Below are 22,069 nucleotides of genomic sequence, written 5' to 3'. Positions count from 1 at the left end.
CAAGTGTCTTGGATTTAAGACACCCGCCGAGGCTTTTGCTACACTTTTGCAGGAAGCAGCTTAATCAGATACCCTCACCGCCGGCATGATGCAGTTGGAGTAGCTTTTCCATACCTTTGACCTTGATATACGTTTCATCAAGGTTCCATTTGCGTGTGACCTGACGCTTCTTCCGATTAAGCCGTTCAAGCATTTTGGGCTAAAGCAGATGACCCAACGATGGACGGTTGAGTGGTCGAGATCGATGCCACGTTCCGCTATCAGTTCCTTCAGGTTGCGAAGGCTCAAATTGTAAGCCAGATACCAACGAACACACAACAGAATGACGGATTTATCAAAATGGCGGCCTTTAAACATCTAAAATACTCGGCTGATTAAAAGCCAGGATACTATCAGCTTATCTATTGACGAAAAGTTTGCAACAGAACCTTAAAAACTATACCCTTCCGAAATATCAAGCTGAAGGGCGGCGATTGCTGTCTTTGTATCCTTCGCAACGATTGCGTCGTAAACGTCGATGTGGTGCTGAGCAGAGCTTCGGAAAAGTTTGTCGTTCGGAACAGATTGCCGCACGGAAGGGCCAATATGCAACCACAGCGGTTCCAAGAGCTGGCTGATGAAAGCAAGGTTGCTCATTTCTGCAATCAACATATGAAAATGATAATTCGCCTCAAGGAAGAGGTCCAGATCGTTAATTTCAGCGGAGCGGCAAATATCTGCAACGTAGTTTTTCAGCTTATCGAGCTGCTCTTGCGTATGATTTTCGACCGCGCGTTCCAACGCAGCAGTTTCTAAGATAGTTCTTAGCACGCGAATATCATACAGTTCCTTAGTGGTGAATATCGGCACCATCATCGTTCTATTGGCTGTTGAAACCACACTGCCAACACTCTCCAGCCTCTGCAATGCATCGCGTACGGGCATCAAACTGGTTCCCAGGCTTTTCGCGAGACCTCGGAGAGTCAGCTTCTGGCCTGGTGTAAATCGCCCCATCATAAGATTACGCTTAAGCATCTCGTAAATTTGCTCATGAAGCATGTCACGGGAAACTGGTGACAGTTCAGGCGCATTCGATCCTGCTGGGTCGGCTTCACGGTTTTGCATAAGGTCTCCTCTCAATGTGCGTTCGTCATAACATCGAACATAATCTTTAGCATTAAAAACATTGTCATAAAACTGTTATAACACTAGACAAATGTGTGGTGTGACCATAATCTGATACCGCCAAGTTTGCCTTGAAAAGATCATGTCAGATCAATGGACGGAGCGGACCTCAATAAAGCGGTCCCTTGCAGCTCTCGTGCCTAGACGGACGAATGCGCAAACGTCAAATGGAGGAAGATACAAATGAATGATAGGCTTTCCAATTCGCTCGCCCATGCGGATATCACAACGACTTTGCATCCCTATACAGATGCGCGTGCGCATGAACTGCAAGGCCCAATGATCATTGATCGCGGCAAAGGCATCTATATTTATGATGATGCTGGCAAGGAATATATAGAAGGGTTGGCGGGATTGTGGTCGGTAGCGGTTGGCTTTGACGAACAGCGTCTTGTCAAAGTCGCCGCCGAGCAAATGGCCAAATTACCCTACTACCATACATTCAGCCACAAGTCCCATGAGCCATCGATCCGTCTTGCGGAGAAGATCGTTGAGATGACGCCTGCGCAGCTAACACGGGTGTTTTTTACGAGTTCTGGTTCCGAAGCCAACGACACTATGGTCAAGATGGTTTGGTACATGAACAATGCGCTGGGCCGACCACTAAAGAAGAAATTTCTCGCCCGAACGCGTGGCTATCATGGTATCACGATTGCCTCTGGCAGTCTGACAGGCTTACCAAACAATCATCGCGACTTCGACCTCCCAGCGATTCCGGTTCGTCATCTAACCTGCCCGCATTTTTATCGATATGGCTTGCCGGGCGAGAGCGAGGCTGAGTTCGCAGCAAGACTGATTGCTGAAGCTGAAGCAATGATCGTTGAGGAAGGCCCTGAAACTATTGCGGGTTTCATCGGTGAGCCACTAATGGCTGCGGGCGGCGTGATGCCTCCACCAGAAGGTTACTGGAAAGGCATTGAAGCGCTCTGCCGCAAATATGATATTCTGCTGATTGCTGATGAAGTAATCTGCGGCTTTGGTCGTCTTGGCACGACCTTTGGCTGTGAGCATTACGGCTTCACTCCGGACATTCTGATCATGTCCAAACAGCTGACCTCGTCATATATGCCTCTCGCAGCGGTTGTATTTACAGAGGCTGTCTATGATGCGATTGCCGACAATACAGCTAAGATCGGCACTTTCGGCCATGGCTTCACTGCCTCCGGTCATCCGGTTGCAACAGCTGTGGGTCTTGAAAATCTCAAAATCATTGAAGAACGTGATCTGATTGGAAATGCAGCCCGTATGGGCGCCATTTTACAGTCACAACTGGCAGACCTTGCCGATCATCCACTTGTCGGGGAAGTTCGCGGCGCGGGCCTCATCGCTGGTATCGAGCTTGTTGCGGATAAAGAAAGCCGTCGTCCATTTGCTATGCCGGGCAAAGTTGGTTCCCGCGCGTTTGTAGCTGGACATGAGAATGGGCTCATTGTTCGCGCTATCGGTGATGTGGTTGCGCTTTGCCCACCACTCATCATCAACGAAGATCAGGTGTACGAGACGGTGAAACGTCTCCGCAGAACACTTGATGATACTGCACAGTGGCGCAACTCTGAAAATCTGAACTAATTAACAACACAAAGGGCGCTGTATGAATTACGGCGCCCTTCTTAGTATAGCTTAGCGTTATTAGCCGCCTAATGTAGAATCTGACTGAGAAATAGCTTTGTGCGCTCATGATGTGGGTTGTCGAAGAATTCGGCTGGCGCATTTTCTTCGACGACCTGGCCCTGATCCATGAAGACCACGCGGTTTGCAACCTGACGGGCAAAGCCCATTTCATGCGTCACGCAGATCATCGTCATGCCTTCATCCGCAAGGCTCACCATCGTATCAAGCACTTCCTTCACCATTTCCGGATCAAGCGCTGAAGTTGGCTCATCAAACAGCATCACTTTCGGGTTCATGCAAAGTGCACGGGCAATTGCCACACGCTGCTGCTGACCGCCGGAAAGCTGCCCCGGATATTTATTGGCCTGTTCTGGAATCTTCACGCGCTTCAAATAATGCATGGCGATTTCTTCCGCCTGCTTCTTGGGCATCTTGCGCACCCAGATTGGCGCCAGCGTGCAGTTTTCCAGAATGGTCAGATGCGGAAACAGGTTGAAGTGCTGGAACACCATGCCGACTTCGCGGCGCACTTCATCAATCTTCTTGAGATCGTTGGTCAATTCGATACCGTCCACAATGATCTGGCCCTTCTGGTGTTCTTCCAGACGGTTGATACAGCGGATCATGGTGGATTTGCCGGAACCCGATGGACCAGCAACAACGATGCGTTCGCCACGCATGACCTTCAGATTGATGTCACGCAGAACATGGAATTCACCATACCATTTATGCATGTTCTTAATCTCGATAGCCCCTACAGTCTTCGAGATCGTCATTTGCGGACTATGTTTTTGAAGATCGTCGAAACGTTTGACATTTTCGCCTACCATTCAAGCATCCTTCTGCATTGTTACGGCTTTGCCCATTGGGCTGCACAGTTGATCAATATTCACTGTCTGACTATTTGAGTTCAAAAGCTGCTCAACACCCCGTCACATACCTGTAAAAGCTCATCAGCATCAGAGACAGAAAAAGGCAGTGGTGGTCTGATTTTCAGAACATGGCCAAGCGGTCCAGATGCACTGATCAGCACGCGGCGGCGGCGAAACTCATTGACAAGTTTACCAGCATCTTCTGGTGACGGCCTGCCATTCTTGTCCAAAATATCAACGCCTAGAAATAAGCCCACGCCGCGCACGTCACCTATCGCTGCGTGGCGCTTCGATAGGTCCTCGAAGCCGGTTTTCATATGTGTGCCGACTTTTAAGGCATTTACCAGAAGGTCTTCATCGTGAAGTATGTCCAGGACTGCAGAGGCAGCGGCACAGGCAACGGGGTTGCCGCCGAATGTGTTGAAATATCGGGCTTCGCGAGCAAAACGTTCCAGAACTTCCTCACGTGCGACGACGCCCGCGATTGGGTAGCCGTTGCCCATCGGTTTACCCATGGTGACGAGATCAGGAACGATGCCGTGGCGTTGAAAGCCCCACATGTGTGACCCCAGACGACCGAAGCCCGCCTGCACTTCATCAGCAATGAAAAGGCCACCCGCTTCGCGGATGGCATCAACAGCACCTTTAAGAAAACCGGACGGTTCGGCAAAAACACCATCGCTCGAAAAAATAGTATCGACGAGAAGTCCGGCGGGACGAATGCCATGACGCTGCATATCAATAATAGCGGTTCGAACTTCATTTTCAAAAAAAACTGCGATCTGTTCAGGAGAACCCGAAACGCGTGCATCAGGCGTAGCAATAGTGCGAACGTCAAGCGCCAATGGAACATTCTGGCCGAGCGAAGGCGACATGGACGCTATCGCGTGGCTGATACCGTGATAGGCATTAGCAGTGACGATAAAACCTGTTCCGCCCGTATGGTTACGGGCAATGCGCAGCGCCAGATCGTTGGCTTCGCTTCCTGTACAGGTTAGCATCAACCGATTGGTTTGGGCTGGGAAGTGGCTGAGCAATTTCTCAGCATAGCTGATAATACCCTCATCGAGATAACGCGTGTGAACATTGAGGCGCGCAGCCTGTTCAGCAATCGCTGATACAACACGAGGATGACAATGCCCTACGCAAGGCACATTGTTATAGGCATCAAGATAGGCATTTCCCGCCTCATCATAGAGCCGAACGCCAGATGCGCGTTCAAAATGAACTGGTTCCTCGTAAAACATGCGGTATGGTTGGCCAAGAACACGCTGACGGCGTTCAACAAGGCTGCGTGTGCGCTCGTCAAGGCTTCCGGCGTTCTTTGCATCAAACGCATTGATCATCAAAGGTACGCTCATGGCATGCGCCTTTATTTCTGGAGAATAGTGTTGAATGGGTTTTGCGATAGTGCTGACAGCCGCTTTAATCGCATCCAGGAGGCTGGATTGTTTTTCATGATGTAAGGACGGTTGGCCGGATCAGTATCGGCCAAAAACTCTGTAACAATGACGTTTATGACGCACCGTGCGATCATAAACTCCGGCAAGAGCGTGCACTCCAAATCCGATAAAGGTGCAACACTGTGATAAGCGCTGACGACATCGGCAGCGTTCTCAAAATCATACTTTTCACCGCGAATTTGTAGCAACGCTGCACCAGCAAGATCGACAAGACGAGGAGCGTAGACCAAATCTCCGAAATCAAGGAAGCCAGCCAATTTATCGCCATCAGTAAGGATATTTTGTCCATTCATATCGCTATGAACAGCCTGTGTGGGCAATTGAACAATTTGTGGCAACGCTACCGTTTCAAAACGATCAAGCATGGCCTGAGCGAGCGGACAGCGATCTGTGTCGATCAAATTTAAATGCGCCCGCAGACGGCTTATATTTTTCACATCCCATATAAGATTGCGCTCGCTTGCATAGTCATGATCAAAGGCGGACAGCGCATTATCAAGATTGGCCACTGACCGCCCAATTGTCTGGCGTAATGCTCTTGATGATAAACCTACAGAAGAAAGCGGTGTTCCTTCAAGATAGGTCAATAGCTGCAAATATCTGCCATCATCTAGCGCGATGGGAACAATCATCTCGCCATTGATCGTGGATGTGACACGTGGTGCTGGAATTTCTGGTGCCGCTTGCTCAATATGAAGAAGAGCTGCATTTTCCAACAATACACTGTCGATGCTTTCCTGCGGATCAGAAACCTTGAGCGTGAACGTCGGACCATTGGCTACACGGATGCGGAAATTTTGCGTGCGTTCACCGCCAAGCTCTGTGGCTTGACCATGAATACCAAAATGCTTCCTTGTGAGGGTCTCTGCATCAATCGACGTAAGGCGCTGCATCATTCTTCTGCTTCCTGAAATGAATCAGCCAGAATGCCGAAGCAGTTGATGATATCAGAAACAACAGCTTTTCTAGCGGCTGAAGCATTGTGAGACGCTATGGCGTCAAAAGCTATTTCGTGATCGGGAATTGCGTCAATCAGTTTACCCGGCTCAGCCTTAGCTAGACGGACAGATGGGCCCATTCTCAACCAAAGCGGTTCAATCATGTCACGCAGAATGGGAGAGTTGCTCATGTCTGCAATATGCAGATGAAAGCTGGCATTCGCACGCAGGAAATGACTGGTATCGTTGTTACGTGCCGCTACAATCATGGCTTCGAAATGCACACGTAAACCAGCAAGGCTTTCGGGCGTTGAAGCTCGCGCGGCACGCGCTGCCGAAAGTCCTTCCAATGCCACCCGAATGTCGCGAATTTCCGTGAGTTCAAGCATGGTCAGACGCGGCACTATAAACGTGCGCCCAAGACGCACTGCGCCAAGGCTTTCGAGCTTTTGGAGCGCATCGCGGACCGGAACCACGCTTGTTCCAAGAGCAGAAGCCAGATTTCGAAGGACAAGTCTGTCACCGGGGCGAAACTCTCCGATGATGAGTTTTTCCTTGATCTGCTGATAGATCTGTTCGTTCAATGTATCCTGAATGAGCGTCTTGTATGTCGGCATGGAGCCGTCATCTGACAGCAGGTTTAGCTTGCTGTCCATCTCTAGCGCCTCTCAAGAGCAAATTCACGCTCAAGACGCCGGGAGTGAAGTGATAGAATGAAGCAAAATACGAAAAATGCACCACCGACTACAAGATACGCTTCGCGATAAAAGCCCAGCCACGCACCGTCAGCAATTGCCCCGCGTGCACCGCCAAGTACGTCTATCAGACCAATAATGCTAATCAGCGTTGTGTCTTTGATAGACTCGATGAAGGTGTTGATGATCGCAGGCAGAGCAATCCGAAATGCTTGCGGTAGCACGATTAAACGTGAAATAAGGCCACCGGAAAGCCCCAAGCTCTTTCCTGCTTCTGACTGACCACGAGGCACGGCTTCAAGCCCACCGCGAATTGCTTCGGCAAGATATGCGGCCTGGAACAGAATAAGTGCGACCTGTGCACGCAAGATATTGTCCACCATATTGCCGCCGGGCAGCAGGAAAGGCAGCATCGTTGATGCAATGAACAGGACAGCAATGAGTGGCAGACCGCGCACGATCTCAACATAGAGCGAGCAGAAACGCCGGACGATAGCGGCTTTCGACTGGCGGCCAAGGACAATCAGAACGGATATTGGAAGTGCCAACACAATACCGAAAGCAGACAGGCCAACAGTAAGCGGCAGGCCACCCCAACGGCTCGTTGAGACTGCTGGCAAACCCAAAATGCCACCCCTCATGAGTATAAGGCTGATCACCATGACTGCGATCCATGCAAGCGCAAGTAGTGGTTTCCAGAAACGACGAAAGCCACTAAGAATGAGGATGGAAAGTACCAATACGACAGCGAGCGTAGGACGCCAATACTGATCAATTGGGTAACTGCCGAAAAGAATAATGTGATAGCGCTCATAGAGAAACGCCCAACAGGCTCCAGTCGCAGCCCTGCAAATATCGGGTGACGCCGGACCAAATACGGCGTTCACGAAGGCCCATTGATAGAAGTGCCAGAACAGGTAGAGAAGTCCGCCAGTGATGACTAGTGTCAGCAGGGCGTGGGGCCAAGGATGAAAATAAGGTCGAAGCCAACCCGATACGAAGCCATCGGACGGGCGTTGAAGTGTTGCAGAAGGTTCACTCATGCTTTCACCAATTGTGCGCGTTTCTCCAACCAGCGGATAACCGCAGAGGTTAACAGGCTGAGCGACAGATAGATCAGAAGATAAATGGAGACGGTCTCAATAGCCCGGCCTGTTTGGTTGAGCGCAGTATTACCGACCGAAACCAGATCAGGATAACCAATCAGGACAGCCAGTGTCGTATTCTTAATTGCGTTAAGATATTGATTAGCCAATGGGGGCAACATGAGCCGGAGAGCTTGCGGTGCCAGAACCAGATAGAGTGTTAGCAATGGATTGAGGCCGAGGGAGCTTGCCGCCTCTGTTTGCCCTTTTGGCAAAGCTGCAAGACTTCCGCGCACAATTTCAGCAATAAACCCTGAAGTATAAAACGATAGGCCAATGAGCATTGCTATATATTCGGGTGTAAGGCCCACTCCCCCACGGAAATTAAACCCAGTCAGTGCTGGTTTCTGTATCTCTCCCCAACCAAGTGCAAAAATGATGACACCGAGAATGGCAGCAAGAGAAACGCAAAAGCCAATTGTGGCCCGTCGGGGAAAGTGTCCCGTTTCGTTGCGTCCTTTCACCATGAAGCGCCAGAATACATAGCCACTGATCAGACTTGCAATGAGGACAGTAGCCAGCGCAGGCCCACTATCTCCGAACAGAATTGTTGGTACATGAAGGCCACGGCTTGAGATGAAAACAAAGTCCCCAAGTGCCCATGCCTGACGCGGTGCAGGGAGCACGCGGACAGCAGTTGCGCAGACAACGAGAATGAGCAGCAGCGGTGTGTTGCGCGTGACCTCAATATAGGTCTTTGCTATCGTGCGAAGCTGCGGATGAGCAGCACGTCCTGCAAGACCAATCAGAAGTCCGAGCAAAGTGGACAATACAATAGCAGCAGCAGCCAGCTTAATTGTATTGAGCAAACCGACAAGCAGTGCCTGGAAGTAGCTGTCTCCTGAACTAAAGGTAATCAATGACTCGCCAATCGGAAACGATGTAGCGCTCCACAGGAAGCTATAATCGATACTGATGCCGCGTGCAGCGAGATTTGACGCAAGATTGTGTGACAGCCACGCAAAAACTGCAATGGCTGCCAAAACAAACAGCGCATTTTGAAGGCGCTCGCTACGCATTAGCGCAACGGTGCTGCATACATAAGGCCACCCTTCGTCCAAAGGTCGTTTAGACCACGGTCGAGCTTGAGAGGAGAGGCCTTACCAAGGTTGCGCTCGAAGCTTTCGCCATAATTGCCGACGGCCGAGACAAGTTTAACAACCCAGTCTTCCGGCAGACCGAGATCTTTGCCATTACCCGGTGTGGTGCCGAGTATCTGTTTGATCTCCGGATCAGTCGAGTTTTTGGCAAGATCTTCAACGTTAGCCTGCGTAATGCCAAGTCGCTCAGCTTCGACCAAAGCAAACATGACCCATCGGGCTATGAGAAAAAGTTGCTCATCGCCACTTTTGACAGCAGGTGCATAAGGTTCCAGCGTTATAAAATTGGGGAAGATGATGTAATCGTCGACATTACCATTGCCAGCGCGTGATCCGGCGAGGTTACCATAGTTGCCGCCGAACGCATCACAACGTCCGCCAAAGAAAGCTGCATCCAGCTGCTCCCAGGCACTTAGAACAAGTGGTGTATAGTTGAGGCCGCGAGACTGGAAGAAATTCTCGGTGTTCACTTCGAAAGTTGAGCCCTGCAGGATGCAGACCGTAGCATCTGCCAATTTGTCAGGACTATCGATACCAAGTGACTTTGGTACCATAAACGTATAGCCGTCAAAGTAGTTTGGTGAGGTGAAGCGTGCGCTCTGAGCGCCTTCGCGGTTGAGTGTCGTAGTGGTATCATGAGCCAGAACGTCAATCTCACCCGACGACAGCAATACAAAGCGCTCGGCATAAGATGTCTGGCGATAGTTGACTTTCGACGCGTCGCCAAGAATAGCAGCCGCCATCGCTTTACAATAGTCAATGTCAATGCCAGCCAGCTCGCCATTCGCAGCTGGAGCCGAAAAGCCCGGAACGGCCTGACCAACACCACAGACCAGAGTGCCCTTGGACTTAATTGAATCCAAAGCGGCGCCTGCCTGTGCTGCTCCACTCAGTGCAGTCGCCCCCATTAGCGCAGCTGCACAAGCCATAATTCCCGTTTTCAAAGTGCTCGTGATTTTCACGTTATTCCCCTTTGTTTTTATGCGTTTATATTAACCTCGCGGAGTCGCGCCACTCGGCATTCACGCTGCAGATTGAGTAATGCAGATGTATTTCAGCTCTAGGAATTCTTCGATCCCGTACTTTGAGCCCTCCCGCCCGATGCCAGATTCTTTTACTCCGCCAAATGGTGCGACCTCATTTGAAACCAAGCCTTCATTGACGCCAACAATGCCCGACTCGATCTGTTCAGCAACACGCCACATCCTGTCGAGATCGCGGGTAAAAATATAAGCTGCAAGGCCGGATGTGGTGGCATTGGCGGCTTTGATGACGGCTTTTTCATCGGAGAACCGCTGTATGGGCGCAACTGGTCCGAAAGTTTCTTCACTTTCAAAGAGCATCGTTGCATCAACATCCACAAGCACCGTAGGCTCGTAGAAAGTTTGTCCAAGCCCATGACGTCTGCCACCCGTAACAACTTTGGCGCCCTTGCTAACTGCGTCTGCTACATGACGCTCCACCTTCGTCAGCGCGGCTTCATTGATTAAGGGACCTTGTTGCACGCCCTCGCCAAAGCCCTCGCCCACTTTTAATGCACCGACTGCTGCAGAGAGGCGCTCAATGAAAGTGTCGTGAACGTTTTCATGAACGTAAATGCGGTTCGGGCAAATACAAGTTTGGCCGGTATTACGGAATTTTGCGTTGAGAACGCCTTGAACCGCAACATCAAGATCGGCATCTTCAAACACGATCAGTGGCGCGTTACCGCCAAGTTCCATCGCAACTTTCTTGACCGTATTTGCCGATTGTTCGAGAAGAAGTTTTCCAACGCGGGTCGATCCTGTGAAGCTGATCTTGCGCACGATCTGGCTTGACGTCATTTCGCCGCCGATTGCAGTAGCGTCACCTGTGACAATGTTGAATACCCCTTTCGGAATGCCAGCACGTTCGGCAAGCTCCGCCAGTGCGAGTGCAGAGTAGGGCGTAAATTCAGATGGCTTAACCACGACCGAACAGCCCGCAGCGAAAGCCGGTGCGCACTTCCGGGTAATCATTGCGGCAGGGAAATTCCAAGGTGTGATCGCTGCAACAACACCTATTGGCTGCTTAAGAACCATGATGCGGGAGCGGGCACGAGGAGCCGGGATCAGGTCTCCGTAGGCACGCTTTGCCTCTTCCGCAAACCATTCCGCAAAAGAAGCGGCATAACGGATTTCGGCCTGACTTTCCGCAAGCGGTTTGCCCTGCTCGGCAGTCATGATCGTGGCAAGATCGGAAAGATTGGCGATTATCAGGTCAAACCAACGACGCAATATGATTGCGCGATCCATGGCTGGCAGCGCTGCCCATGCATGACGAGACTCCTCCGCAATTTTAATTGCACGTCGGGTCTCGGCTGCGCCCATATTAGGCACAGAACCTATCGCAAGGTTGGTTGCCGGATCAGTTACAACAACCGTCTCTCCATTGTCAGCAGCTATCCATTCGCCACCGATATATGCCTTGTTCCGCAGGAGTGAAGAATCTTTAAGGCGGTCCTCTAACCGCGGCGTAGCGTGGTGGTGGTTCATATTGTTCCCAGTTCAAGCTCTGCTTTGTTAAGTGTTATAACACACAACAAATCTCAACCTGTCAATATGAATCGTTAGTGTTTTGCAACTCCTACGCCGTAGTTGGTGAAATTTAAAATTAATATTGAACCGCACCGGGTTTGCCGGAGGCCATTTCGTTTAAGTTACGCGGCCACGGCCGGTGCGTCCAGCATCGCGTAATATCGTTCTTCGGCTTCGGCTGGCTGTATGTTGGACTTGCCCTGATTTAATGGAGAGGTTCTGTCACTAATTTCCGGTTCATGGTCTCGAACTGGATCGGGGATTTATACCCGAGTGCAGAATGTCTGCGCACAGGATTATAGAAGCCGTCAATGTATTCTCCAATGAGTTTGATTGCGTCATTTCTGATCTGGAATACACTGTGCCAGATCAGTTCTGATTTGTTGGTCTTGAAGATGGTGTCCACCATTGCATTGTCATATCAATTTCCTTTACCGCTCATGGATGGAAGCATGCTGTGCGCTTTGAGGATTTTGCGATACTCATAACTGGCATATTGGCTGCCCCTGTCCGAATGCTGGATGAGGGTGTTGTCACGTTAAGTTTCTCTGGCCGGAAAGGCCAGGGGCTCGTAGATATTCAGGCGAAGCAGGCCGCAATTTTCCATGCATCGAAAGCTTCGAGGCGATGGTAACGAATTGTGTGTGCGGCTCGGCGACGAGATGGAACAGAGAAACAATTGCGGGTCGCTGAGCGCATGGAGACGAACCGTTGCAACGCTCCAGGTGACCGATGACCTTGCATGGTTCGCTCCCGTTTCCTAAACGGCAGATGGCTATTTTCGGCCCGATTATTGAGGCCCTTGTGCGACCAATGGTCAAGGCCGGGTGCCACTTCTGCCTTTGCTGCACCGTAGGAGCGGAGCTTATCAGTGATGATCCGTTTGGGAGCAAAGCCATAGCGCTTCATTAACGCCACGAGCAGTTGCTTTGCCGCCCTTTTATCACGCCGCTTCTGCAAGATTTCTTCGAGAACGGAGCCATGTTGATCCACCGCACGCCAGAGCCAGAATTTCTCTCCAGCGCATTTGACGACCACTTCGTCCAAATACCAAGTATCGCCGGGGCGCGCCTGACGCCGCCGCAAGTTGCGTGTGATCTGGGGTCCGAACTTGGCGATCCAACGACGAACTGTCTCGTATGATACGTCGATTCCACGCTCAAGCAGCATTTCTTCAACTTCACGCAGACTAAGGTTGAACCGCAGATAAAGCCACACCGCATGAGCAATAATCTGTGGCGGAAAACGGTGACGCTTGAAGATGATATCTGATGTCTGCATCACCAAAATTTACGCCCAACCCGTCAGGCAGGCAACTGTAGCCCAGTTAACGTGACAACACCGTCCGGCGTATTAGATAAGTTGTTGACCGCCAAGAAAGTATGATCTTTAATGAGATTCGTCATACTTTCTTGGGGGTTTAAGTGAATAAATTCATTCGTTCGCTCGCGATATCACTCGCTCTGACAATTTCTGTTGGCGGAATAGCTACTGCAGAAAACAAACTTAATTTTGCATGGCCGGTCAATGTCGGCCCACTCAATCCGCATCTTTACACACCCAATCAAATGATGGGGCAGAATATGGTTTACGAGCCTCTCGTTCGTTATATGGGCGACGGATCAGTACAACCATGGCTCGCAGAATCCTGGGACATAGAAGATGGCGGAAAGACCTATGTTTTCAAACTCCGCGAAAATGTAAAATTTTCAAATGGTGAGATTTTTGATGCCGCCGCCGCCAAAGCAAATTTCGATGCTGTTCTTGCCAATAGGGAACGGCACGCCTGGCTTGAACTGGCTAATCAGATCACATCAGCAGAAGCGTTAGAACCATTCAAGCTCAAGTTAACACTTAAAGACGCATATTACCCCATCCTTCAGGAATTGGCACTGCCCCGCCCGTTCAGGTTTATTGCCCCGTCGCAATTTAAAGAAGGTGGTACAAAGGATGGCATTGTTGCACCGATTGGCACAGGCCCCTGGAAACTTGTCGAAACAAGGCTGGGCGAAAAGGATGAGTTCGTTCGTAATGAAGAATACTGGGGCAAAAAGCCGGAATATGAACAGATCACTGTCAAAGTCATTCCCGATCCAAATACCCGCGCCATTGCTTTTGAGACTGGGGAAGTAGACTTCATCTACGGTCTAGACGGCCCGCTTTATCCTGATACTTTTCAGCGGTTTAAAAACATGGGTGTCTATACGACAGAACTGTCCGACCCTATGGAGACTTGGGTTTTTGCGATTAACACAAAGACCGGCGCAACACATGACCTCGCCGTTCGCAAGGCAATCAACCATGCTGTCAACAAAGACAAGATGATAGATAAGGTGCTCTACGGCACGCAAAAGCGAGCAGATACGCTTTTCTCAACCAATGTACCCTACGCAGATATTGGTCTTAAGCCCTACGAATATGATGTTGAGGGTGCCAAACGCCTGTTGGATGAGGCCGGATGGAAAGCAAACAGCGAGGGAGCCATTCGCCAAAAAGATGGTGAAGCACTAACCGTTGAACTTAATTTCATCGGAACCGATGCTATTGCAAAATCGATTGCCGAAGTCGTTCAGGCAGATCTTCGACAGATTGGCATCGATGTAAAGCTTACCGGAGAAGAAGAAAGCAGTGTCTACGCCCGTCAGCGCGACGGGCGATTTGGCCTGATCTTCAATCGCACATGGGGTGCGCCCTTTGATCCACATGCCTTTGTAAGCTCCATGCGTATTCCTTCACATGCTGATTATCAGGCACAGCAAGGACTAACGGACAAGGCGGAAATTGACGCTAAAATTGGCCAGGTGTTCACAACAGGTGACGAAGAAACCAGAAAACGACTTTATAAAGACATCCTGACCCGCTTACATGATGAGGCCGTTTATCTTCCGCTGACATTCGTGACGGCCATCGCTGTTGCAAAGCCAGAAGTTGGTCCGATCCCATTTGGCGCAATGTCGAGTGAAGTGCCTTTTGAACAGCTCAAGCCAAAGGCAGATTAAGTGCCATGCCAGCTTTTATTCTCAGGCGAGTACTTCTTCTCATACCGATGTTGCTCGGTGCATCACTTTTCATATTCTTAACGCTGAGGCTGGGTCCAAGTGACCCAGCAATGGATTATCTCAGACTATCCAAAGTACCGCCGACACCACAAGCATTGGAAAATGCCCGGCAAATGCTTGGGCTCGATCAACCGATATTTGTCCAGTATTTTGAATGGTTGTGGAATGCTCTTCGGTTAGATTTTGGCATATCTTATGCCACGCAACGACCCGTATTGCCCGATATTCTGCATTTCCTCCCAGCCACTTTGCAACTCGCCGGTTTGGCACTTCTTTTAACCATCGGTCTTTCTATTCCACTTGGAATGTGGGCTGCGCGTTATCGCGAGAAATGGCCGGATCAGTTCGTGCGGTTCATTGCTTTTGTCGGTGTGTCAATGCCGAATTTCTGGCTGGGCTTTTTATTGGTACTGGTGTTCTCCGTTCACCTTGGCTGGTTACCCCCCATGGGTAAAGGCGGCATTTCCCATATCATAATGCCGGTAATCGCAATCTCATTCATGTCTCTGGCAATCAACGCGCGGCTTTTGCGCGCCAGCATGCTTGAAGTTAGCGGACAGCGTCATGTGCGATATGCACGTTTACGCGGATTATCAGAAAGGCGTGTTGAACATTCACATATTCTGCGTAACGCCTGGCTCCCGATCATAACAGCAATTGGCATGCATATCGGCGAACTCATTGGTGGCGCACTCATCATTGAAAGCATCTTCGGATGGCCGGGTGTCGGACGATACGCGGTATCCGCAATCCTCAACAGAGATTATCCGGTTATTCAATGCTTCACGCTGCTCATGGTCGTGATTTTTGTTCTGTGTAATCTGATTGTCGACATCATCTACGCCATCGCAGATCCCCGGATCCGCCTATCAGCGGAGGGTGTGCAATAATGATGCAAAATCAAGTCACGGCACAAAGCGTGTCAAAAACCTTAAGCCGCAATTTACTTCTTTGGTTTTCATTTGCAGTCGTCAGCCTCCTTTTGATCGGAGCCATAGCAGGGCCCTGGATATCGCCTCACAACCCTGATTTTGTCGACATTGGCCGAAGAATGCAATCACCTGATGGCACATTCTGGCTAGGAACCGACCATCTGGGACGAGACATATTCTCTCGTTTGATTGCAGGTGCGCGTGTCTCAATCGGAGCTGTCGCGATCACTCTTCTCATCATCCTAACACTCGGCATCAGCATAGGCGGTTTTTCGGGTTTTGTCGGTGGCCGCACTGATCAGATTATTATGCGCATTACCGACGTCTTTCTGACATTTCCCACGCTCGTTCTTGCGCTTTTCATGATTGGTATGCTCGGAACTGGCATCGTTAACGTAATAATAGCCATCGCCTTGTCACACTGGGCCTGGTACGCGCGCATTGTTCGCGGCATTGTTCTTTCGCTCCGACACAGAGAGTTTATTCTCGCTGCACGATTGAGCGGAGCCAGTCGGCTGCGGGTATTCATGAAACATCTGTTCCCAGCAACAATAGCGCAGTTGATGGTGCTGGCAACGTTGGACATTGGTCACATGATGCTTCACGTCTCCGGCCTGTCTTTCCTTGGTTTGGGCGTTGCTGCGCCAACGGCTGAGTGGGGCGTCATGATCAATGATGCACGGCAGTTTGTCTGGACATCACCAATGCTAATCTTTTGGCCCGGCCTCATTTTGTTTTTTAGCGTGATGGCGTTCAATGTCTTAGGCGATGCCCTGAGAGACCGCCTGGATCCTAATCTGAGGGCAGAGACGTGTCATTAAATTCGCAGACCTTGGAAATTCGTAATCTCTCCGTCGGTTACGCGCACGAGAACCACATTCACTTGATTGTTGCTGATCTTTCGCTCACGATCGAACGAGGTAAAATACTCGCTCTTGTTGGTGCCAGTGGCTCGGGAAAGTCAATGACATGCTCCGCAGTCCTTGACGTTTTGCCGCCTGGGGTAAGGACGATTAATGGAGCAATCTGGCTTGACGGCAAACAAATAAGCGCCAAAAAACTGCGCGGCAATCACGTTGCAAGCATCATGCAAAATCCGCGTAGTGCCTTTAATCCGGTACGTACGATGCGGCAGCATATTGCAGAAACGCTTTCAGCACTCGGTCGCAATAATCGTAATGAAAAGGCCGAGATCAAAGAGGCTTTGCTCGCCGTCGAGCTAGATGATCCTGATCGAATACTTGATCTTTATCCATTCGAAATGAGTGGCGGCATGTTGCAGCGCATGATGATTGCAATCGCTTTGCTGAGCAAATCAGAATTTCTTTTTGCTGATGAACCGACGTCCGACTTAGACCTCGTAGTTCAGATAAAAATTCTGAATCTTCTCGAAAAACTGGCGCGGGAAAAAGGCTTAGGGGTTCTGTTGATAACGCACGACATGGGCGTCGTTGCAAAAATAGCAGATCAGGTTGCAGTTATCGAAAATGGGATATTGGTTGAGCAAGCGCCGGTCGAAAAGATCTTTAACTCACCCAAAGATCCTGTCACACGAATGCTGGTGTCTGCCCATTTATCGTTATACGGCATGGAGTTGACTGTCTGATGCTCTTACAAGCGAAAAATATCAATAAATCATACCAGACACATTCTCTGATGGGATCTAGCCCTGCGCGCCTCATTCTTGATGATGTATCGTTGAACATTCAAGAAGGTGAGACGATTGCCCTGTTGGGCCGCAGCGGCTGTGGCAAAAGCACACTTGCAAGGCAACTTTGCGGATTGGAACATCCTGAAACAGGTGATGTGCTTTACAAGGACATATCGACCCGAAAGCTAACGCGTGTGCAAACGCGCTCGTTTCACCGCGATGTACAAATGGTCTTTCAGGATTCACCCAGTGCCGTAGATCCACGTATGACGGTCGGGTCCATCATTGAAGAGCCGTTGAGGCACCTTACTGAACTCAATGTAGAGCAGAGGCTCACGCGCATTGTCGACCTTCTCGAAATGGTCGAGTTGCCAAGAGACCTGCTCAATAAACTTTCCTCGCAGATCAGTGGTGGCCAGTTACAACGAGTCTGCATCGCTCGAGCGCTTGCGGCAAATCCTAAGCTCATCATTCTCGACGAGGCTGTCTCAAACCTTGATACGCACCTGCAAGCATCTGCGCTAAAACTGCTGACGAAATTGCAAGACAGCCAGAAGGTTTCATACCTCTTCGTCACGCACGATTTGCGGCTGGTTGAACGATTTGCTGACCGCATTCTCGTGATGGAAGATGGCCGTCTTGTAGAAGAGCAAAATAACGGCGATATACAGATGCTTTCTCACCCCGCATCAGTCGAACTCAAAAACGCAATTCTGCCCGCCCTACCCCAGCGAAAACTGATAATGGAACCCGCTTAAGCGAGCTTGTGATGACTTGCGACATCCCGAAGAAACTACAAAAGACCAGGAAGTCGACTTAATGAGATCGTTGATCTCATTAAGTCGCTCGTAGATTCAGTCCAAGCCTATCTACGAGTTATTCGGCAACGCGATTAAATCTCGCATTTTTTGCAGAGCGACATCGTGGACTTCCTGATACTTGATTATATCATGAAAGCGGCCTCCCTTTTCTAATAGAAATATGGAGGCCGTGTGGTCCATGGTATAATCACCGTCCTGAAGCGGTATTTTAGCAGCGTAAATTTTGTAACTCTTAATAGCGTCTTCAATGTTTGCTTCGGTGCCGCTTACGCCCATAATATGCTTGGAAACATTGCTAACATAGGTTCTCATAATCTCCGTTGTGTCACGCCTTGGGTCGACTGTGATGTAGTATACCTTCAACTTGTCCCGATCAGCTCCCAAATCATTCATTAAACCGTCGAGCTCATACAACGTTGTTGGGCAAACCTCCGGACAATGTGTAAAGCCGAAAAATACAGCAGCTGGGGTCGATCTTAAGTCCTGCTCTGTGAACGCGTCTCCATTCATCGTGACAAGTTTCAGAGGTCCGCCAAATGGCTCTGTTGCAGCTTGTTTGTCGATGTAATGATTGATCGATGCAGCAGCCACTATGACCACCATCGATAATCCAATTAAGATCGGAAGTAGTTTCTTGATCATGATTTTAAACCCGGAAGAAATAACAATATTCTGTTATTTCTGAAAACTTTGAAACTTTCGGGCACTCCAACGCGCTGATGGTTTCGTTTCAGCCTTGCAACGGCGGTTCGGATTTAAGTCCGTCCGAACGCCGCCGTGCGAATGTTAGAATGTCAGCTGCTTAATCATTCAATGGGAAGAATGATCGTCCGAACTATGACCCGATTTGCTGTGATCATGTGCGTCACTCTTAGCACCGCCCATAGCGTTGACAGCATATTCAACGTCCACCGTGCCAGCTTTTTCGAAAGTCAGTGATCCCTTGAACTTATCACCTTCTTTGATGCCATGTTTGAGAGCCATGAACATGATGTGATACGAACCAGGCTTCAGCTCTGCCTTACCATCTGCGGGAATTTCAAGACCATCGGGCAATGGTCGCATGGTCATGACACCTTTATCATCGACCTTCATTTCATGTATTTCAGTTTTTCCCGCGATTTCGCCTGTGGCAGCGATCAGTCTATCTGCTTGCTTGCCGTGATTGTTGATCACAAGGTAACCGCCTGCGACTTTAGCACCTTCAGGGGTTGCGCGTGACCAGGGATGAACGATCTCCAGTTCCCCTTTTTTGAACTCATGCGCAAATAAGGGCTGCGTGAAAACAAACAATGTCAGCAAAGCCAAGGAGGCAATACCAATTTTTTCTTCAATAGAACGGAAACGAAGCGCTGGGTGGGCTTCAAAAAAACGAGTGACCGGGTTTGAAAGCGAACGTGACATATTGATAGCTCCGATTGAGCGCAGATCAAATCGAACTGCGCGTTCGATAATTAAGTTGAGCGATTAACTTATCTATCAGTTTGCGGAGGCGCTCGCGGACGACCGGGATCCCGTGTGGTTGGGTGGCTGAAGGAATGCGTTTGATAAAAGGGGACGGCTTCTTCATCAAAGCGAGCCGTAAGCGCAACAAACTGGCTAATATCTGGCGCAGGTAAAAGAGGCGAAACGCTGCTACATCCGAAAGTGCAACAATTTGGCAGTTTCGAATGACCAGGGTCTTTGCCATCCGACTCTGTCAACGAGCTCGTTATACATAAGGGATTGCCAAAAGCGTCCAATATTGGTTGGGAAGCAACGCCTGCACTCGCGTAAGCCGCGAAGAAAGACTGCAGGAAAAGTACGCAGGCAGCAATAAAAGCGACGTAAGCGCTTAGATGATGCTTCCTCCGTTTCATTGCCCCTCCAGAACGCTCAGCATCGGTTATTAGCCACTGAACTGCTACTTAGTCGAGCAAACACTAACGTGAGAAAATCGCAACAGCAAGCAGAACTCGCCTTCTTGTTTGTTGTGTCGCAGTGACATTATGTCGATACTGTGGCAGAGCGACGTGATGCGAGTATTACGGCATTCATTACGGGACAATCAGATAGCGACAACATTTGTCGCCATTATCTGCGCGTTCATGATGCTCCAGAGTATGCTTTCCGGCTTTAGTCGCAGTGCGATGGCCGACACGCAATACGAAAATATATTCGGCGTAATCTGTTCGACCGATGGCGGGGGACACGCTTTCACGCAAGGCGATGATGGCCAGTCTCCGCAAAAAATAAATGACTGCCCCTGCGCCTCTTTATGTCGATTAGCATCGGGTACATTGCAGGCTCTGCTCACGCCGGACTTCATTCCCGTCGTACAACAACCGCTCATTTCTTCGCGCGTCCGATATTCATTTAAAACAATTACCGTAGAGACATCGGACAACTACCACTCCGAAGCGAGAGCACCACCATTTTTTCCTGACGTTTAAATCACCTGGCGCGATGCGCCTCATGATGTTCAGGAGATTTCTATGTCTGAAGCTACTCTTCCAAGAGAGGGTGCTGCACGTTCTGCGTCTGCATCATCTGATCTTTACCGCGCCGTTTGGCGTTGGCATTTTTACGCTGGCCTGCTTGTTTTGCCATTTATGATTACGTTGGCAATCACAGGCGCTCTTTATCTTTTTCGCGACGAACTCGATGCAATCATTCACGCTGATCTTAAACGTGTTGAAATTCAGGAAAGCGTGTCAAAAGCAACGCCTGCAGCAATGGTGGAGGCGGCATTGAAGGCCGTTCCGGGAACAGCGATCAAATTCACTGATCCAGCAACGCCCGACATTTCTGTCGAAGTTACAGTCAACACGCCTGAGAAAGGAAAGGTTGCCGTTTACGTCAATCCTTACACAGGGGCCGTTCTCGGCTCTCTTCCAGATCGCGGAACAGTGATGTGGACCATCCGATACTTCCATAGTCTCAAATATTTTGGCTCCTATGCCCGCATGGCCATCGAAATCGCAGGCGGCTGGGCAATACTTCTGGTCGGAACTGGCATTTATCTTTGGTGGCCACGGCAGCAAAACGGCGGCGTCGTCAGCCTGCGCGGTACGCCGTCAAAGCGCGTATTCTGGCGGGACACACATGCCGTGACCGGTCTCTTCGTCGGCTTTTTCATCGTTTTTCTGGCAATCACAGGCATGCCTTGGTCGGGTGTTTGGGGTGGCAAGGTCAACGAGTGGGCTAATGGCAACAATTTTGGGTACCCTGCGGGCGTTCGTATTGCGGTGCCGATGTCAGATGAGCACCTTGACCATGTTGCCAAAACGAGCTGGTCGCTTGAGCAAGCCAAAATACCGTTATCCCCTGAGAATAATCATGGTGCCACTTCGATCGGACTGAATAAAGCCGTTGAGGAGTTTGATAAACTCGGTCTTCACCACGGCTATGCGGTTAACATCCCTACGACGTCTACGGGTGTTTTTACGGGATCGGTCTACCCGGATGATTTATCGCAACAGCGCGTTGTTCATCTCGATCAATATTCAGGAAATGTGCTTATTGATATGAGCTATGCGGATTATGGTCCTTTGGGCAAAGCGCTCGAATGGGGCATTAATACCCATATGGGACAGCAATTTGGTTTGTCTAATCAGATCGTTCTGGCAGTTGCCTGTGCAGGAATTGTTCTTCTGGCGGTTTCCGCCGCCATCATGTGGTGGAAACGCCGCCCTGCAGGATCTCTGGGCGTGCCTCCCATGCCTAGCGACAGACGCGTATTTAGGGGTCTTCTGCTGATCCTCATCATTGGTGGAATAATTTTTCCATTGGTGGGTGCCTCTCTGGTCGTGATGCTCGTTCTTGACTGGCTTTACACGCAGACGCGTGATCGAGCGCGAGCCAAACGTAAATCGCGGGCCTGAATCCAGTCCACGACGAGCTCTCTGGTACGGCTGAAATCTCTTCGTGAGTTTACCGCCAGATAACCACATCATCCACCTGCATTTCGGGCGTGTCCGTCGTCGAATGATTTGAGACTATTTGTGCTTTTGAAGATTGGAGTTTCCGGCTCGGTTTGGGGGTTGATTTAAGCCGCTTTGGCCTGGTGGTTCAAGCGGCGTTT

The 22,069-nt window shown here is 50.0% G+C and carries 21 protein-coding genes and 2 pseudogenes; 8 read left to right on the top strand and 15 right to left on the bottom strand.

Going from position 1 to position 22,069, the window contains the following annotated elements:
- Positions 1 to 112: 112 nt before the first annotated feature.
- A pseudogene (locus tag ABE530_RS18395) lies at positions 113 to 357 on the bottom strand (IS6 family transposase); the annotation flags it as partial.
- A gap of 72 nt (positions 358 to 429) precedes the next feature.
- Positions 430 to 1,104, bottom strand: a complete 675-nt coding sequence (locus ABE530_RS18390; RefSeq protein ID WP_499695534.1) for a GntR family transcriptional regulator — start codon at positions 1,102 to 1,104, stop codon at positions 430 to 432.
- Between the two features lie 243 nt (positions 1,105 to 1,347).
- Between ABE530_RS18390 and ABE530_RS18385 the strand changes: the two genes are divergently transcribed.
- A complete protein-coding gene (locus ABE530_RS18385) occupies positions 1,348 to 2,733 on the top strand; it encodes an aspartate aminotransferase family protein (RefSeq protein WP_499695533.1) in 1,386 nt (461 codons plus the stop codon).
- A 68-nt stretch (positions 2,734 to 2,801) separates the two neighbouring features.
- Here the strand turns inward: ABE530_RS18385 and ABE530_RS18380 are convergent, their stop codons facing one another.
- The 10 genes and pseudogenes from ABE530_RS18380 to ABE530_RS18335 form a co-directional block, all read right to left on the bottom strand.
- Positions 2,802 to 3,605 carry an amino acid ABC transporter ATP-binding protein gene (locus ABE530_RS18380; RefSeq protein ID WP_499695532.1) on the bottom strand — a complete coding sequence of 268 codons (804 nt, stop codon included), beginning with the start codon at positions 3,603 to 3,605 and terminating at the stop codon, positions 2,802 to 2,804.
- An 80-nt stretch (positions 3,606 to 3,685) separates the two neighbouring features.
- The gene (locus ABE530_RS18375) at positions 3,686 to 5,008 is read right to left on the bottom strand and encodes an aspartate aminotransferase family protein (RefSeq protein ID WP_499695531.1); all 1,323 of its coding nucleotides are present in this window, start codon (positions 5,006 to 5,008) and stop codon (positions 3,686 to 3,688) included.
- Positions 5,009 to 5,019: 11 nt separating this feature from the next.
- Positions 5,020 to 6,006, bottom strand: coding sequence for a phosphotransferase (locus tag ABE530_RS18370; RefSeq protein WP_499695530.1), 987 nt, complete (start codon positions 6,004 to 6,006; stop codon positions 5,020 to 5,022).
- Entirely contained in the window at positions 6,003 to 6,704 is a 702-nt protein-coding gene (locus tag ABE530_RS18365) for a GntR family transcriptional regulator (RefSeq protein WP_499695529.1), read from the bottom strand. The genes ABE530_RS18370 and ABE530_RS18365 overlap by 4 nt, the downstream gene beginning before the upstream one ends.
- A gap of 2 nt (positions 6,705 to 6,706) precedes the next feature.
- Positions 6,707 to 7,786, bottom strand: a complete 1,080-nt coding sequence (locus ABE530_RS18360) for an amino acid ABC transporter permease (RefSeq protein WP_499695528.1) — start codon at positions 7,784 to 7,786, stop codon at positions 6,707 to 6,709.
- Positions 7,783 to 8,907: an ABC transporter permease subunit gene (locus tag ABE530_RS18355; protein WP_499695527.1), complete on the bottom strand. Its 1,125-nt coding sequence runs from the start codon at positions 8,905 to 8,907 to the stop codon at positions 7,783 to 7,785. Before ABE530_RS18355 ends, ABE530_RS18360 begins: the two co-directional genes overlap by 4 nt.
- Positions 8,907 to 9,950, bottom strand: a complete 1,044-nt coding sequence (locus tag ABE530_RS18350) for an amino acid ABC transporter substrate-binding protein (RefSeq protein WP_499695526.1) — start codon at positions 9,948 to 9,950, stop codon at positions 8,907 to 8,909. Before ABE530_RS18350 ends, ABE530_RS18355 begins: the two co-directional genes overlap by 1 nt.
- Positions 9,951 to 10,010: 60 nt before the next feature.
- Positions 10,011 to 11,501, bottom strand: coding sequence for an NAD-dependent succinate-semialdehyde dehydrogenase (locus ABE530_RS18345; protein WP_499695525.1), 1,491 nt, complete (start codon positions 11,499 to 11,501; stop codon positions 10,011 to 10,013).
- 247 nt (positions 11,502 to 11,748) lie between these two features.
- Positions 11,749 to 12,069 (bottom strand): annotated as a pseudogene (locus ABE530_RS18340) (integrase core domain-containing protein); the annotation flags it as partial.
- Between the two features lie 53 nt (positions 12,070 to 12,122).
- On the bottom strand, positions 12,123 to 12,824 hold the full coding sequence (locus ABE530_RS18335; RefSeq protein ID WP_499695524.1) for an IS6 family transposase: 702 nt from the start codon (positions 12,822 to 12,824) through the stop codon (positions 12,123 to 12,125).
- 155 nt (positions 12,825 to 12,979) lie between these two features.
- Here ABE530_RS18335 and nikA point away from each other — a divergent pair, with 155 nt between their 5' ends.
- From nikA to nikE, 5 genes are read left to right on the top strand one after another with little or no spacing between them, the layout of a single operon-like run.
- Positions 12,980 to 14,542, top strand: coding sequence for a nickel ABC transporter substrate-binding protein (gene nikA, locus ABE530_RS18330; protein ID WP_499695537.1), 1,563 nt, complete (start codon positions 12,980 to 12,982; stop codon positions 14,540 to 14,542).
- Between the two features lie 5 nt (positions 14,543 to 14,547).
- Entirely contained in the window at positions 14,548 to 15,492 is a 945-nt protein-coding gene (gene nikB, locus ABE530_RS18325; RefSeq protein ID WP_499695523.1) for a nickel ABC transporter permease subunit NikB, read from the top strand.
- Positions 15,492 to 16,355 carry a nickel ABC transporter permease subunit NikC gene (nikC, locus tag ABE530_RS18320; RefSeq protein WP_499695522.1) on the top strand — a complete coding sequence of 288 codons (864 nt, stop codon included), beginning with the start codon at positions 15,492 to 15,494 and terminating at the stop codon, positions 16,353 to 16,355. Before nikB ends, nikC begins: the two co-directional genes overlap by 1 nt.
- Entirely contained in the window at positions 16,346 to 17,140 is a 795-nt protein-coding gene (gene nikD / locus ABE530_RS18315; RefSeq protein WP_499695521.1) for a nickel import ATP-binding protein NikD, read from the top strand. Before nikC ends, nikD begins: the two co-directional genes overlap by 10 nt.
- Positions 17,137 to 17,943, top strand: a complete 807-nt coding sequence (gene nikE / locus ABE530_RS18310) for a nickel import ATP-binding protein NikE (protein ID WP_499695536.1) — start codon at positions 17,137 to 17,139, stop codon at positions 17,941 to 17,943. The genes nikD and nikE overlap by 4 nt, the downstream gene beginning before the upstream one ends.
- A 111-nt stretch (positions 17,944 to 18,054) precedes the next feature.
- Here nikE and ABE530_RS18305 read toward each other — a convergent pair whose 3' ends face one another.
- The 3 genes from ABE530_RS18305 to ABE530_RS18295 form a co-directional block, all read right to left on the bottom strand.
- Entirely contained in the window at positions 18,055 to 18,645 is a 591-nt protein-coding gene (locus ABE530_RS18305) for an SCO family protein (RefSeq protein ID WP_499695535.1), read from the bottom strand.
- A 171-nt stretch (positions 18,646 to 18,816) separates the two neighbouring features.
- Positions 18,817 to 19,410, bottom strand: a complete 594-nt coding sequence (locus tag ABE530_RS18300; protein WP_499695520.1) for a copper chaperone PCu(A)C — start codon at positions 19,408 to 19,410, stop codon at positions 18,817 to 18,819.
- 68 nt (positions 19,411 to 19,478) lie between these two features.
- Positions 19,479 to 19,865, bottom strand: coding sequence for a DUF2946 family protein (locus ABE530_RS18295; RefSeq protein WP_499695519.1), 387 nt, complete (start codon positions 19,863 to 19,865; stop codon positions 19,479 to 19,481).
- Positions 19,866 to 19,994: 129 nt separating this feature from the next.
- Here ABE530_RS18295 and ABE530_RS18290 point away from each other — a divergent pair, with 129 nt between their 5' ends.
- Both ABE530_RS18290 and ABE530_RS18285 read left to right on the top strand, forming a co-directional pair.
- The gene (locus tag ABE530_RS18290; RefSeq protein WP_499695518.1) at positions 19,995 to 20,438 is read left to right on the top strand and encodes a DUF2946 family protein; all 444 of its coding nucleotides are present in this window, start codon (positions 19,995 to 19,997) and stop codon (positions 20,436 to 20,438) included.
- A gap of 42 nt (positions 20,439 to 20,480) precedes the next feature.
- Positions 20,481 to 21,869, top strand: a complete 1,389-nt coding sequence (locus ABE530_RS18285; RefSeq protein WP_499695517.1) for a PepSY-associated TM helix domain-containing protein — start codon at positions 20,481 to 20,483, stop codon at positions 21,867 to 21,869.
- Positions 21,870 to 22,069: the final 200 nt, after the last annotated feature.

It is taken from the genome of Brucella sp. TWI559 (assembly GCF_039674265.1).
Classification (GTDB): domain Bacteria; phylum Pseudomonadota; class Alphaproteobacteria; order Rhizobiales; family Rhizobiaceae; genus Brucella; species Brucella chromiisoli.
This window is presented reverse-complemented; position numbering and strand designations above follow the sequence as displayed.

What these genes read in the sequence shown, in the direction of transcription:
- ABE530_RS18335 (WP_499695524.1), bottom strand. Translation starts at nt 12,824, where the DNA reads ATGCAGACATCAGATATCATCTTCAAGCGTCACCGTTTTCCGCCACAG.
- ABE530_RS18345 (WP_499695525.1), bottom strand. Translation starts at nt 11,501, where the DNA reads ATGAACCACCACCACGCTACGCCGCGGTTAGAGGACCGCCTTAAAGAT.
- ABE530_RS18370 (WP_499695530.1), bottom strand. Translation starts at nt 6,006, where the DNA reads ATGATGCAGCGCCTTACGTCGATTGATGCAGAGACCCTCACAAGGAAG.
- ABE530_RS18385 (WP_499695533.1), top strand. Translation starts at nt 1,348, where the DNA reads ATGAATGATAGGCTTTCCAATTCGCTCGCCCATGCGGATATCACAACG.
- ABE530_RS18295 (WP_499695519.1), bottom strand. Translation starts at nt 19,865, where the DNA reads ATGAAACGGAGGAAGCATCATCTAAGCGCTTACGTCGCTTTTATTGCT.
- nikC (WP_499695522.1), top strand. Translation starts at nt 15,492, where the DNA reads ATGATGCAAAATCAAGTCACGGCACAAAGCGTGTCAAAAACCTTAAGC.
- ABE530_RS18365 (WP_499695529.1), bottom strand. Translation starts at nt 6,704, where the DNA reads ATGGACAGCAAGCTAAACCTGCTGTCAGATGACGGCTCCATGCCGACA.
- nikB (WP_499695523.1), top strand. Translation starts at nt 14,548, where the DNA reads ATGCCAGCTTTTATTCTCAGGCGAGTACTTCTTCTCATACCGATGTTG.
- ABE530_RS18300 (WP_499695520.1), bottom strand. Translation starts at nt 19,410, where the DNA reads ATGTCACGTTCGCTTTCAAACCCGGTCACTCGTTTTTTTGAAGCCCAC.
- ABE530_RS18390 (WP_499695534.1), bottom strand. Translation starts at nt 1,104, where the DNA reads ATGCAAAACCGTGAAGCCGACCCAGCAGGATCGAATGCGCCTGAACTG.
- ABE530_RS18285 (WP_499695517.1), top strand. Translation starts at nt 20,481, where the DNA reads ATGTCTGAAGCTACTCTTCCAAGAGAGGGTGCTGCACGTTCTGCGTCT.
- ABE530_RS18375 (WP_499695531.1), bottom strand. Translation starts at nt 5,008, where the DNA reads ATGAGCGTACCTTTGATGATCAATGCGTTTGATGCAAAGAACGCCGGA.
- ABE530_RS18290 (WP_499695518.1), top strand. Translation starts at nt 19,995, where the DNA reads ATGTCGATACTGTGGCAGAGCGACGTGATGCGAGTATTACGGCATTCA.
- ABE530_RS18380 (WP_499695532.1), bottom strand. Translation starts at nt 3,605, where the DNA reads ATGGTAGGCGAAAATGTCAAACGTTTCGACGATCTTCAAAAACATAGT.
- ABE530_RS18360 (WP_499695528.1), bottom strand. Translation starts at nt 7,786, where the DNA reads ATGAGTGAACCTTCTGCAACACTTCAACGCCCGTCCGATGGCTTCGTA.
- ABE530_RS18355 (WP_499695527.1), bottom strand. Translation starts at nt 8,907, where the DNA reads ATGCGTAGCGAGCGCCTTCAAAATGCGCTGTTTGTTTTGGCAGCCATT.